The organism is Pseudomonas sp. AAC (assembly GCF_000725445.1).
GTDB classification, from domain to species: Bacteria; Pseudomonadota; Gammaproteobacteria; order Pseudomonadales; family Pseudomonadaceae; genus Pseudomonas; species Pseudomonas citronellolis.
Genome location: NZ_KL647094.1, coordinates 1033913 through 1045704 on the forward strand (window position 1 = coordinate 1033913; position 11792 = coordinate 1045704).

Consider the following 11792-nt stretch of genomic DNA (forward strand, 5'->3'; position numbering starts at 1 on the left):
TCAGCTTCCGGGCGCCTCGGTGATCAGCCCGACGTTACCCACACCGGCCTTCTGCAACCCGCCCATGACAGCCATGACGGAGCCGTAGTCGACAGCCTTGTCGCCACGCACGAAGACCTGCACTTTCTTACCCTGACGGCTGTTCTCGGCCATGATGCCGGTGGCTGCGCTCACCAGCTGGTCGAGATTGATCGCGGTCTGACTGCCCTTGCCCTGGTCGGGATCGACTTCCGAACCCATGTTCCAGTAGTAGGTCTTGTCGGCCTTGATCGATATGGTCAGCACCCGCGAATCGTTGTCCTGCGGGAGCACTTCGCTGGAAACCTTGGGCAGGTCGACCTTGACCCCCTGGTTCAGCATCGGTGCGGTCACCATGAAAATGACCAGCAGTACCAGCATCACGTCGATGTATGGCACCACGTTCATTTCCGCGACCGGCTTGCGTTTATGACGGACCCTTGCCATGTCGGCTTACCTCTCTGGTCAATCGTCGCTGGCGTGGACTTTGCGGTGCAGGATGGCCTGGAACTCGTCGGCGAAGGTGTAGTAGCGGCCGATCAGCATTTCCGAGCGCGCGGCGAAGCGGTTGTAGGCGATGACCGCGGGGATCGCGGCGAACAGGCCGATGGCGGTGGCGACCAGGGCCTCGGCGATGCCGGGGGCGACGGTGGCCAGGGTGGCCTGCTGCACGGCGGCCAGGCCGCGGAAGGAGTTCATGATGCCCCAGACGGTGCCGAACAGGCCGATGTACGGGCTGGTGGAACCGACGGTGGCGAGGAACGGCAGGCTGGTTTCCAGCTTCTCTTCCTCACGGGAGATGGCCACGCGCATGGAGCGGGCCACGCCTTCCATCACCGCGTCCGGGTCGACGCCGGGCTGCTGGCGCAGGCGCGAGAATTCCTTGAAGCCGGCGCGGAAGATCTGCTCCACGCCCGAATCCGGGTCGGGGTTGCTGCCGGCCTGGCGGTACAGCTTGGACAGGTCGATGCCCGACCAGAAGCGTTCTTCGAAGCCATCCAGGGCTTTCTTGGCCGAGCGCATCATGTTGCTGCGCTGGAAGATCATGATCCAAGAAGTGACCGAGGCGGCCACCAGGGTGAGCATGACCAGCTGCACCACGATACTGGCGTTGCTGATCAGGCTCCACATGGAGGTATGGTCGACGACGTTCGGTTCCACGTTATTCTCCTGCTGAAAGGGTGTCCGGAGTGCCGGCAAATGCCGCACGCAACGCTTCGGGGATGGCGCGGGGCTTCAGGTTGTCGGCCCGCACGCACGCCACCAGGAAGCGGCCCTCGCATAACAGGGCCGAATCCGACGCTCGACGAACCTGTTGACGGAACCGCAGGCTCGCACGGTTCAACTCCTCGACCTCGGCGCTGACGACCAGTTCGTCGTCCAGGCGAGCCGGCGCGTGGTAGCGCGCTTCGGCCGAATGAACGACGAAAAGCAGGTTCTCACCTGCCAGCTGGGATTGGGCGAAGCCCAAAGCCCGCAGCCGCTCGGTGCGAGCCCGCTCCATGAACTTGAGGTAGTTGACGTAGTAGACGATGCCGCCTGCATCGGTGTCCTCGTAATAGACCCGGAATCGATGCTCGAACGGCTGACCCCCGTGTTGCGCGCGCATACTCTAGAACCAAGTTGGGGCTTTGCCAATCGGCAATCAGCCACAAATGCAATTAATTACCATCTTCAGGGGAGAAAAGATCCGGCATCGCCCCCTCGCCCATCCGCTTCGGCAACTTCAGGCCGAAATGCAGGTATGCATGCCGGGTGACCACCCGTCCCCGCGGCGTGCGCATGATATAGCCTTGCTGGATCAAATAGGGCTCCAGCACGTCCTCGATCGTATGTTTTTCTTCGCCGATGGCCGCGGCGATGTTGTCCAGCCCCACCGGCCCGCCGTCGAACTTGTCGATCATGGTCAGCAGTAGACGCCGGTCCTGGTGGTCGAAGCCACGTTCGTCGACGTCCAGCAGGTTCAGCGCCTTGTCCGCCACCTCGCTGCTGATCGCCCCGCTGGCACGCACCTCGGCGAAATCGCGCACGCGGCGCAGCAGGCGGTTGGCGATGCGCGGCGTGCCACGGGCGCGGCGGGCGATCTCGAAGGCGCCGGCCGGGTCCATGTCCAGGCCGAGGATGCCGGCCGAACGGGCGACGATGGTCGCCAGGTCGTCGACGCTGTAGAACTCCAGGCGCTGGACAATGCCGAAGCGGTCGCGCAGCGGGTTGGTCAGCATGCCGGCGCGAGTGGTCGCGCCGACCAGGGTGAAGGGCGGCAGGTCGAGCTTGATGGAGCGCGCCGCCGGCCCTTCGCCGATCATGATGTCGAGCTGGAAGTCTTCCATCGCCGGGTACAGCACTTCTTCGACGATGGGCGAGAGGCGATGGATCTCGTCGACGAAGAGCACGTCGCCCGGCTCGAGATTCGTCAGCAGCGCGGCGAGATCGCCCGGGCGCTCCAGCACCGGGCCGGAGGTGCTCTTGATGGCCACGCCCATCTCCTGGGCGATGATGTTCGCCAGGGTGGTCTTGCCCAGGCCCGGCGGGCCGAAGATCAGCGTGTGGTCCAGGGCCTCCTTGCGGCCGCGGGCGGCGCTGATGAACAACTCCATCTGCTCGCGCACGCTGGGCTGGCCGATGTAGTCGGACAGGCTCAGCGGGCGGATGGCGCGGTCCAGCTGCTCCTCGCGCTCGCGAGGGCCGGCGGTGGCGGCCGAGATCAGGCGATCGGTCTCGATCATGCGCGGCTACCTAGACCATGCCCTTGAGCGAGCGGCGGATGAGTTCTTCGCTGGACAAATCTTTTTCCTCCACGGCGGCCACGGCGCGGCTCGCCTCCTGAGGTTTGAAGCCTAGCGCGATCAGCGCGCTGACGGCATCGGCCTCGGCGCTTGAGACTGTTGCGGCCAGTTTCGGTTCCGTCACCAGGGGGGCGATGGTCGGCATGTTCTCCCAGGCCTTGAAGCGGTCCTTGAGCTCCACCAGCAGGCGCTCGGCGGTCTTCTTGCCGACCCCGGGGATCTTCACCAGGGTGGAAGTATCCTGCGCCTGCACGCAACGCACCAGCTCATCCACTTCCAGGCCCGACATCAGGGCCAGGGCCAGCTTGGGGCCGACGCCGTTGAGGCGGATCAGTTCGCGGAACAGCTCGCGCTCGCGCTTTTCGGCGAAGCCGTAGAGCAGGTGGGCATCTTCGCGCACCACCAGGTGCGTGTGCAGGGTCACCGGTTCGCCGAGGGCGGGCAGGCGATAAAGAGTGGTCATCGGCACTTCCAGCTCGTAGCCGATGCCGTTGACGTCGAGGATCAGGTGCGGCGGCTGCTTTTCCGCCAGGGTGCCACGCAGGCGTCCAATCACGGCTCAGGGTCCTTGCAGGTTGTCGGTCAAAGGCGCAGGCGCCCGCCGCGGCGGCGCGCGGTGGACAGGCCATGGGGCACCAGGCTCTGCCGGGTGTGGGCGTGGCACAGGGCGATGGCCAGGGCGTCGGAGGCGTCGATCTGCGGTTTCTGCGTCAGTTTCAGCAGGTGCATGACCATCATCTGGACCTGCAGCTTGTCGGCCCCGCCGGTGCCGGCGATGGCCTGCTTGACCTGGCTGGCGGTGTATTCGGCGATCTCCAGCCCCTCCTCCGCCGCCGCGACTATGGCCGCGCCGCGGGCCTGGCCGAGCTTGAGCGCGGAGTCGGCGTTGCGCGCCATGAACACCTGCTCGATGCCCATCATGCTCGGGTGGTAGGTCTGGATGACCTCGCGCACGCCGCGGAAGACGATCTGCAGGCGTTCGTGCAGGGCGCCGCTGCCGGTGCGGATGCAGCCGGAGGCGACATATTCGCAGCCGCGGCCGGTGTCCCTCACCACGCCGAAGCCGGTGATGCGCGAGCCGGGGTCGATGCCTAGGATCAGGGTCATATGCCGGAAACCAAAAGCCGGAAGCCGGAGCGGTCGAATCCGACGGCTCCGGCTTCCGGCGCGAGGCCCATGTCGGGGATGGCGTCAGCCAAGCTGCGCCATCACCTCTTCGGGGATGTCCGCGTTGGAGTAGACGTTCTGCACGTCGTCCAGGTCCTCGAGCATGTCGATCAGCTTGAGCACCTTCTGCGCGGTCTCCAGGTCCAGGGTCGCGGTGGTCGAGGGGATCATCGAGATCTCCGCTTCCTCGCCCTTGAAGCCGGCGGCGGTCAGCGCCTCGTTCACCGCGATGAAGTCGGCGAAGCTGGTGAAGACGTCGATGGAGCCGTCGTCGTTGGTCACCACGTCGTCGGCGCCGGCCTCCAGGGCCGCTTCCATCAGGGCATCCTCGTCGACGCCGGGGGCGAAGCTGATCTGCCCCTTGCGGTCGAACATGTAGGCCACCGAGCCATCAGTGCCGAGGTTGCCGCCGCACTTGCTGAAGGCATGGCGCACTTCCGCCGCGGTGCGGTTGCGGTTGTCGGTCATGGCCTCGACGATGATCGCCACGCCGCTGGGCGCGTAACCTTCGTAGGTCAGTTCTTCCATGTTGTCCGCGTCGTTCGAGCCGGCGCCACGGGCGATGGCGCGATCGATGGTGTCGCGGGTCATGTTGGCGGTCAGCGCCTTGTCCACGGCCAGGCGCAGACGCGGGTTGTCAGCCGGGTTGCCGCCGCCCTGCTTGGCGGCGACCGTCAGTTCGCGGATCAGCTTGGTGAAGATCTTCCCGCGCTTGGCGTCCTGACGCTCCTTGCGGTGCTTGATGTTGGCCCATTTGGAATGACCAGCCATAACTCACTCCGTCTAGCTTGTTGCGGCGGCGGCGCAGGCTGTGCGCCGCCGCGGTTCATCTGGAATTACTCGGCGGCCTTCTGCTGCTCGCGCAGGCGGATGTGCAGCTCGCGCAGGGCCTTGCCGTCCACGGTGCCCGGAGCCTGGGTCATGACGTCGCCGGCGCTCTGGGTTTTCGGGAAGGCGATCACTTCGCGGATCGACGCGGCGCCGGTCATCAGCATCACCAGGCGGTCCAGGCCGAAGGCCAGGCCACCGTGCGGCGGGGCACCGTACTTGAGGGCGTCGAGGAGGAAGCCGAACTTCTCTTCCTGCTCCGCATCGTCGATGCCCAGCACGCGGAACACCGCCTGCTGCATGGCCTTGTCGTGGATACGGATGGAACCGCCGCCCAGCTCGGTGCCGTTGAGCACCATGTCGTAGGCGCGGGACAGCGCGGCGGCCGGGTTGGCCTCCAGCTCTTGCGGGCTGCACTTGGGCGAGGTGAACGGGTGGTGCAGCGAAGTCAGGCTGCCGTCGTCGTTCTCTTCGAACATCGGGAAGTCCACGACCCACATCGGCGCCCACTCCTTGGTGAGCAGGTTGAGGTCATGGCCCACCTTGATGCGCAGCGCGCCCAGGGCGTCGCAGACGACCTTGGCCTTGTCGGCGCCGAAGAACACGATGTCGCCATCGACCGCACCGACGCGATCGAGGATCACGTTCAGGTTCGGCTCGGCGATGTTCTTGACGATCGGCGACTGCAGGCCTTCCACGCCCTTGGCGCGTTCGTTGACCTTGATGTAGGCCAGGCCCTTGGCGCCGTAGATGCCGACGAACTTGGTGTAGTCGTCGATCTGCTTGCGCGGCATGCTCGCCCCGCCCGGCACGCGCAGGGCAGCGACGCGGCCCTTGGGATCGTTGGCCGGGCCGGAGAAGACCTTGAACTCGACTTCCTTCAGCTGGTCGGCGACGTCGACCAGTTCCAGCGGGATGCGCAGGTCCGGCTTGTCCGAGCCATAGCGGCGCATGGCTTCCTCGAAGGGCATGTGCGGGAATTCGTCGAACTCCACGTCCAGCACTTCCTTGAACAGCTGGCGCACCATCTTCTCGGTGATGGCGATGATGTCGCTCTCGTCGAGGAAGCTGGTCTCGATGTCGATCTGGGTGAATTCCGGCTGGCGGTCGGCGCGCAGGTCCTCGTCGCGGAAGCACTTGGCGATCTGGTAGTAGCGGTCGAAGCCGGCGACCATCAGCAGTTGCTTGAACAGCTGCGGCGACTGCGGCAGGGCGAAGAAGTGGCCCGGGTAGGTGCGGCTGGGCACCAGGTAATCGCGTGCGCCCTCGGGGGTCGGGCGGCCGAGGATCGGCGTCTCGACGTCGAGGAAGCCGTTGTCGTCCAGGTAACGGCGGATGCTGCTGGTGATGCGCGCGCGCAGCTTCAGCTTGGCGGCCATTTCCGGGCGGCGCAGGTCGATGAAGCGGTAGCGCAGGCGGGTTTCCTCGCCCACATCGGAATATTCGTCCAGCGGGAACGGCGGAGTCTCAGCCTGGTTCAGCACGTCCAACTCGTAGCCCAGCACCTCGATGGCGCCGGAGGCCATGTTGGCGTTGCGTGCGCCTTCCGGACGCATGCGCACCTTGCCGGTGACCTTGACCACGTACTCGCTGCGCACGCGGTCGGCCTTGGCGAAGGTCTCGGCGCGATCCGGGTCGAACACCACCTGGGCCAGGCCTTCGCGGTCACGGATGTCGAGGAAGATCACCCCGCCGTGGTCGCGGCGGCGGTGCACCCAACCGCAAAGCGTGACTTCCTGGCCGTCCAGGCTCTCGTTCAATTGGCCGCAATAGTGGCTGCGCATCATGGTGTGTTTCGCTTCTCGCAAGTCTTGGATTCGAGGGAACCGCTCATTCGCCGGCGGCACAGGCGCCCGAGCCGCAGCCCGTGGCGGGGCAGGCGGACTCGGCGGACGCCAGGTTCTTCTTCGCGCCGGTCTTGAAGTCGGTTTCGTACCAGCCGCCGCCGCTCAGGCGAAAGCCGGGGGCGGAGACCATCTTCTTCAATTCCGGGGCCTGGCAAGCCGGGCAATCGACCAGCGGCGCATCGCTGAGCTTCCGCATGGCTTCCAGCTGATGGCCGCAGGAACGGCATTGGTATTCGTAAATCGGCATCGGGACACCTTGGCTGCTACATGGCCGCGGGCCCGCATCCCGCGGCAAAGGCGCGGATTATAGCCTGAAAAAACCATGACTTGCAGCCGCCCTCCGGCAGCCCCCGCGGCGGCTGGCCGATAGAAATCCACTATCGGAAGCTTTGATTCAAACCAAAAGGTTCCTAACCGCCCCCGTGCTAGCCTGACCAGGAATTTTCACCAAGAGGAAGACGCCATGGAAATCGACATCGGCATCGCCGAACAGGACCGCGCCGCCATCGCCGAGGGGCTCTCGCGCCTGCTGGCCGATACCTACACCCTCTACCTGAAGACCCACAACTTCCACTGGAACGTCACCGGGCCGATGTTCAATACCCTGCACCTGATGTTCGAGGGGCAGTACACCGAGCTGGCCCTGGCGGTGGACAGCATCGCCGAGCGCATCCGCGCCCTCGGTTTCCCGGCGCCGGGCACCTACGCCGCCTACGCCCGCCTCTCCTCTATAAAGGAAGAGCAGGACGTGCCGGACGCCCAGGAAATGATCCGCCTGCTGGTCCAGGGCCAGGAAGCCGTGGTGCGCACTGCGCGCAGCATCTTCCCGCTGGCCGACAAGGCAGCCGACGAGCCCACCGCCGACCTGCTGACGCAGCGCATGCAGGTCCACGAGAAGACCGCGTGGATGCTGCGCAGCCTGCTCGCCCACTGACACCTCCCCGCCGGGCCCGGCATCATGCCGGGCCCCCCTCTGCTCGCCCCAGGCGCTAAGCGGTTGATTTGAGAAGGCTATCGGTTTGCTGTTAAATACCGCCCGTGCGCCTCGCGCATAGGCCGCCGGCATCTTTCAGGTCATTTTCATCGCTGCGAACCAGACCGCACGACCGGCTGCTTCTCTTTACGCTTATCGCTCAAGGTGAATCCATAACCATGCTGAAAATCGTCCACCTGCTAACGGGCGTTGCCGCCCTCGTGCTGTCCTTCGCACCCTCGCTGCGCACCGATGCCATCCCCTACCTGCAGAACCCCGACGCTGTCTACCTGGCCCTGCTCGGTCTGACCGCCCTGCTGCTCACCCCCGCCAGCCAGCGGGTGCAACAGCTGCAGAGCCTGGTATCGGCGCTGATCGCCCTGGCCGTGGTCCTGCAGATTCTCATCCTGCTGGCGCCGCTGCCGTCCATCGGCGACCAGCCGGCTATCGTCCTGCCCCTGCTGATCCTGGCTGTCGCCGTGGTCCTGCAACTCGCCGGCCGACTGCAGAAGCGCCCCAGCGCAAGCACAGCGCCCGAAGCCCCGATCAGCGACGAGAACCGCGAGACCGGCACCGTGAAGTGGTTCAACACTTCCAAGGGCTTCGGCTTCATCTCCCGCGACACCGGCGAGGACATCTTCGTGCACTTCCGCGCCATCCGCGGCGAAGGGCACCGTATCCTCATCGAGGGCCAGCGCGTGGAGTTCTCCGTGGTGCAACGCGACAAGGGCCTGCAGGCGGAGGATGTGATCGCCGCCCTGCCCGGCCGCCGCTGAGGAACGAGCCGAAGCGCCGATCGGCGCAATGCCGGTTGCTTGAGACAGATGCCGTTTCCCTCCATGGGGAAACGGCATTTTTCATTTTTGGCTCAAGAGCGCCCTCTCCCAACCCCCGGCTGCGCGCCCTGCCTGGAAGGGAGAGCGGGCTGTTCGTGCCACCGGGGTGTCCGGCGTGGCCGGGGAGTCCAATCGCGGACAAGTCCGCTCCTACGCCCGCGCTTCCCTGTAACCGTAGGAGCAACTGTCTTGCAAGCCGCGCCGGGGTGCTCTTCGTAGGATGGGTTGAGCTTGCGAAACCCATGCGGTCATGGCGATGGGTATCGCTTCGCTCAACACCATCCTACGGGTCTTGTGCTTGCCGGAGGGTGTAGGAGCGGACTCTGTCCGCGATTCGGCGGATAACGCCGTAGGCGTTATGCGCCCTACGGATTTCCAGAGAAACCTCCGCGCACTCCGAAACGCCCCTTCAGAAGGCCGAGCGAAACCCGCGCTCGCGGAAATGACGAGGGCAGGAGGATGGCGCCAAACCAAGAAGCCGCTCAGAACAACCCCCTCACCCTTCGGGAGAGGGGGCTCTTAAACGCCACCGGCAGACACCAGCCCCGTAAACGACGCTGCCTCTACCACCACCACTCAATAATGCGGCGGCGGTACATCATCCTCGGCAATACCGACCTGCCCCTGCAGATCTTCCAGGCGCTTGAGCAGCACCTGCATCTGCAGGCGCAGGCGCTCGATCAGCCGCTCCTGCTCATAGACCACGTCGCTCAGCGTCTGCAGAGCGTCATCCTGGAACGCCAGGCGGCTCTCCAGATCGGTTACCCGTTCCTCCAGGCTCATGGCATTCACTCCTCGAAACGAAAGGCGTCGCCCAGGGCCATGCGCAGCTTGCCGCGTACCGCCAGCAACTCCTCGGGCGTGTAGGGGCGCGCCGGATGCCGGCCCCAGACGGGGCCCGGCCAGGCCGCGTCGTCGCGGCGCCGCACGATGACGTGCATGTGCAATTGGCTGACCACGTTGCCCAGGTTGGCGACGTTCATCTTGTCGGCCTTGAAAGTGTCCTTGAGCACTTCCGCCAGATGGGTCGCCTCGCGCCACAGCTGCTGCTGCTCGTCCGGCGCCAGTTGGAAGATCTCGCTGACATCGTCGCGGCGCGGCACGAGGATGAGCCAGGGATATTGCGCATCGTTCATCAGCAGCAGGCGGCTCAGGGGAAAGTCGCCCAGCGCGATGGTGTCCTGCTGCAGGCGGGAATCCAAGACGAACATCTGACTTCTCCTGTTCGACCAGTCTTGAAATAGAAGCTTAGCCCCCTCGGGGGAGCGCTGGGCGCGGAGGATACTAGAGGCAGGCGGGGAACGGCAGCCGTCCCGCGGCGGCGCGGCACCCTATTCGTGCACTGCGCCAAATCGGGGCACTTTCCGACAACAGGGAAGCAGGGGCATCTGCTGCCTACGGAAAGGAACCTGGCAGGAAAACCCCGGCTTCTCGAACGAACCTGCAACCCCGGGCGAGCGCCAAGGGAGTAAGGCAAGCCGCAAATATTCTCGCAACATCTTGAAATCTGCGCGCCAACGGCATACACCGTGCAGCATCCGGGACGATGGCGAAACCTTCGAGGGGACGAATCGGGTTTTGAGCACGGATGTTGCTAGATGCTCGCCACCGGGAAGAACAAACAAAAGCGCGGATCGCAACTGAGCAAAAAACAACCAGAAGATACGCGACATCACCAAGGGGAAATAAAAGAAACGAGTGTCAAGTGGTCGCGTAACCAGATTCTCAAGATGAGACCTACTTGGAAGCGACACTTGTCATACATGTTTGCGACAGTGCCATAAAGAAACCGTTTGAAGTTTCCGGCAACTATCGCCAAGACAACACGCGTGCTATAAGTTAGCGCCGACAAGAAGAACGAGCCGTCACCGCGGCACATAGTGATGGCAAATAATTTCAAAACCAAAGGAGCAATCACGATGAAAGTGATGAAGTGGAGCGCCATTGCCCTGGCGATTTCTGCAGCCACCTCGCAACTGGCCATGGCCGAAGCCTTCGTCAGCGACCAAGCGGAATCCAAAGGCTTTGTCGAAGACAGCAGCCTGAACTTCCTGGTTCGCAACTACTACTTCAACCGCAACAAGAAAGATGGCGCCGCTGACGCCCGTGACTGGACCCAAGGTTTCTGGGCCAACTACAACTCCGGCTTCACTCAGGGTACTGTCGGTTTCGGCGTTGACGCCTTCGGCTACCTGGGCCTGAAACTGGATGGCGGCAGCGGTTATGGCGCCACCGGCAACCTGCCGGTCCACGACGACGGCGACAAGGCCGACGACTACGGCAAAGCCGGTGCAGCCGTCAAAGTCCGCGTATCCAAGACCGAGCTGAAATTCGGCGACATGCAGCCCACCGCACCGGTATTCGCCGTTGGCGGTACCCGCCTGCTGCCGCAGACCGCTACTGGCTTCAGCCTGATGAGCAGCGAGATCGCAGGTCTGGACGTCGAGGCAGGTCACTACTATTCCGGCACTGGCCAGACCACCACCAACCGCGATGGTGACATCTGGGCCACCTATGCCGGCATCGACGCCAGCTCCGCCGATTTCGTCGGCGGCAAGTACGCCTTCAACGACAACTTCAGCGCATCGCTGTACGGCGCCAAGCTGGAAGACATCTGGAAGCAGTACTACGTCAACCTGAACTACACCCTGCCGATCGCCGACTCCCAGTCCCTGGGCTTCGACTTCAACTACTACAACACCAAGGATGAAGGCAGCGCGAAAGCTGGCGACATCAGCAACAACACCTTCTCCCTGGCCGCCGCCTACACCCTGAGTGCCCACACCTTCACCCTGGCCTTCCAGAAGGTGAACGGCAACACTCCGTTCGACTACATCGGTATCGGTGACAACAACGAAGCGGCGGACTCGATCTTCCTCGCCAACTCCGTCCAATACTCCGACTTCAACGGCCCGGGCGAAAAATCCTGGCAGGCTCGTTACGACCTGAACATGGCCGAGTACGGTGTACCTGGCCTGACCTTCATGGCTCGCTACATCAACGGTAAGGACATCGATGGCACCAAGATCGATCCGACCAGCGCCTACGCTGCCTACGGCTACGGCGAAGATGGCAAGCACCACGAAACCAACGTGGAAGCCAAATACGTCGTCCAGAGCGGCCCGGCGAAGGACCTGTCCTTCCGCATCCGCCAAGCCTGGCACCGCGCCAACTCCGACCAGGCCGAAGGCGATATCGACGAGTTCCGCCTGATCGTCGACTACCCGCTGTCCGTTCTGTAACCGGAACGACCGCAGGTCAAGGAAAGCCCGGCCCCGCGCCGGGCTTTTCCTTTTCCGCGTTCCGCGGCATCCGGCTCCCCCGGCCGCGCCCTGTA

Annotated in this window: 14 protein-coding genes and 1 pseudogene; 4 read left to right on the top strand and 11 right to left on the bottom strand. The window is 64.2% G+C overall.

Features of this window, described 5'->3' with window-relative positions:
- The 9 genes from tolR to FG99_RS04385 form a co-directional block, all read right to left on the bottom strand.
- Positions 1-465: a protein TolR gene (tolR, locus tag FG99_RS04345; RefSeq protein ID WP_009616940.1), complete on the bottom strand. Its 465-nt coding sequence runs from the start codon at positions 463-465 to the stop codon at positions 1-3.
- Positions 466-483: 18 nt separating this feature from the next.
- Complete coding sequence (gene tolQ / locus FG99_RS04350; protein WP_009616939.1) at positions 484-1179, bottom strand: protein TolQ; 696 nt, start codon at positions 1177-1179, stop codon at positions 484-486.
- Between the two features lies 1 nt (position 1180).
- Positions 1181-1627 carry a tol-pal system-associated acyl-CoA thioesterase gene (gene ybgC / locus FG99_RS04355; protein ID WP_009616938.1) on the bottom strand — a complete coding sequence of 149 codons (447 nt, stop codon included), beginning with the start codon at positions 1625-1627 and terminating at the stop codon, positions 1181-1183.
- 52 nt (positions 1628-1679) lie between these two features.
- Positions 1680-2744: a Holliday junction branch migration DNA helicase RuvB gene (ruvB, locus tag FG99_RS04360; protein WP_009616937.1), complete on the bottom strand. Its 1065-nt coding sequence runs from the start codon at positions 2742-2744 to the stop codon at positions 1680-1682.
- A 10-nt stretch (positions 2745-2754) separates the two neighbouring features.
- Positions 2755-3360, bottom strand: coding sequence for a Holliday junction branch migration protein RuvA (gene ruvA / locus FG99_RS04365; RefSeq protein ID WP_043267535.1), 606 nt, complete (start codon positions 3358-3360; stop codon positions 2755-2757).
- A gap of 26 nt (positions 3361-3386) precedes the next feature.
- Complete coding sequence (gene ruvC, locus FG99_RS04370) at positions 3387-3911, bottom strand: crossover junction endodeoxyribonuclease RuvC (RefSeq protein WP_009616931.1); 525 nt, start codon at positions 3909-3911, stop codon at positions 3387-3389.
- Between the two features lie 84 nt (positions 3912-3995).
- On the bottom strand, positions 3996-4742 hold the full coding sequence (locus FG99_RS04375; protein WP_009616929.1) for a YebC/PmpR family DNA-binding transcriptional regulator: 747 nt from the start codon (positions 4740-4742) through the stop codon (positions 3996-3998).
- 65 nt (positions 4743-4807) lie between these two features.
- Complete coding sequence (gene aspS / locus FG99_RS04380; RefSeq protein WP_043267537.1) at positions 4808-6586, bottom strand: aspartate--tRNA ligase; 1779 nt, start codon at positions 6584-6586, stop codon at positions 4808-4810.
- 43 nt (positions 6587-6629) lie between these two features.
- Positions 6630-6893 carry an FmdB family zinc ribbon protein gene (locus FG99_RS04385; RefSeq protein WP_043267539.1) on the bottom strand — a complete coding sequence of 88 codons (264 nt, stop codon included), beginning with the start codon at positions 6891-6893 and terminating at the stop codon, positions 6630-6632.
- 216 nt (positions 6894-7109) lie between these two features.
- Here FG99_RS04385 and FG99_RS04390 point away from each other — a divergent pair, with 216 nt between their 5' ends.
- The 3 genes and pseudogenes from FG99_RS04390 to FG99_RS31910 all read left to right on the top strand — a co-directional run bounded on the left by FG99_RS04390 (position 7110) and on the right by FG99_RS31910 (position 8395).
- The gene (locus FG99_RS04390) at positions 7110-7580 is read left to right on the top strand and encodes a Dps family protein (RefSeq protein ID WP_009616923.1); all 471 of its coding nucleotides are present in this window, start codon (positions 7110-7112) and stop codon (positions 7578-7580) included.
- A gap of 218 nt (positions 7581-7798) precedes the next feature.
- A pseudogene (locus FG99_RS33065) lies at positions 7799-8104 on the top strand (cold shock domain-containing protein membrane protein); the annotation flags it as partial.
- A 60-nt stretch (positions 8105-8164) separates the two neighbouring features.
- On the top strand, positions 8165-8395 hold the full coding sequence (locus tag FG99_RS31910) for a cold-shock protein (protein WP_134163507.1): 231 nt from the start codon (positions 8165-8167) through the stop codon (positions 8393-8395).
- A 636-nt stretch (positions 8396-9031) separates the two neighbouring features.
- Here the strand turns inward: FG99_RS31910 and FG99_RS04400 are convergent.
- Positions 9032-9238 (bottom strand): SlyX family protein, encoded by a 207-nt coding sequence (locus tag FG99_RS04400; protein WP_009616920.1) that lies wholly within the window; start codon positions 9236-9238, stop codon positions 9032-9034.
- Between the two features lie 5 nt (positions 9239-9243).
- On the bottom strand, positions 9244-9666 hold the full coding sequence (locus FG99_RS04405; RefSeq protein WP_043267543.1) for an HIT family protein: 423 nt from the start codon (positions 9664-9666) through the stop codon (positions 9244-9246).
- A 708-nt stretch (positions 9667-10374) separates the two neighbouring features.
- Between FG99_RS04405 and FG99_RS04410 the strand changes: the two genes are divergently transcribed.
- Entirely contained in the window at positions 10375-11697 is a 1323-nt protein-coding gene (locus FG99_RS04410; RefSeq protein ID WP_009616916.1) for an OprD family porin, read from the top strand.
- Positions 11698-11792 lie beyond the last annotated feature (95 nt).

What these genes read in the sequence shown, in the direction of transcription:
- tolR (WP_009616940.1), bottom strand. Translation starts at nt 465, where the DNA reads ATGGCAAGGGTCCGTCATAAACGCAAGCCGGTCGCGGAAATGAACGTG.
- ybgC (WP_009616938.1), bottom strand. Translation starts at nt 1,627, where the DNA reads ATGCGCGCGCAACACGGGGGTCAGCCGTTCGAGCATCGATTCCGGGTC.
- ruvB (WP_009616937.1), bottom strand. Translation starts at nt 2,744, where the DNA reads ATGATCGAGACCGATCGCCTGATCTCGGCCGCCACCGCCGGCCCTCGC.
- ruvC (WP_009616931.1), bottom strand. Translation starts at nt 3,911, where the DNA reads ATGACCCTGATCCTAGGCATCGACCCCGGCTCGCGCATCACCGGCTTC.
- FG99_RS04375 (WP_009616929.1), bottom strand. Translation starts at nt 4,742, where the DNA reads ATGGCTGGTCATTCCAAATGGGCCAACATCAAGCACCGCAAGGAGCGT.
- aspS (WP_043267537.1), bottom strand. Translation starts at nt 6,586, where the DNA reads ATGATGCGCAGCCACTATTGCGGCCAATTGAACGAGAGCCTGGACGGC.
- FG99_RS04385 (WP_043267539.1), bottom strand. Translation starts at nt 6,893, where the DNA reads ATGCCGATTTACGAATACCAATGCCGTTCCTGCGGCCATCAGCTGGAA.
- FG99_RS04390 (WP_009616923.1), top strand. Translation starts at nt 7,110, where the DNA reads ATGGAAATCGACATCGGCATCGCCGAACAGGACCGCGCCGCCATCGCC.
- FG99_RS04400 (WP_009616920.1), bottom strand. Translation starts at nt 9,238, where the DNA reads ATGAGCCTGGAGGAACGGGTAACCGATCTGGAGAGCCGCCTGGCGTTC.
- FG99_RS04405 (WP_043267543.1), bottom strand. Translation starts at nt 9,666, where the DNA reads ATGTTCGTCTTGGATTCCCGCCTGCAGCAGGACACCATCGCGCTGGGC.
- FG99_RS04410 (WP_009616916.1), top strand. Translation starts at nt 10,375, where the DNA reads ATGAAAGTGATGAAGTGGAGCGCCATTGCCCTGGCGATTTCTGCAGCC.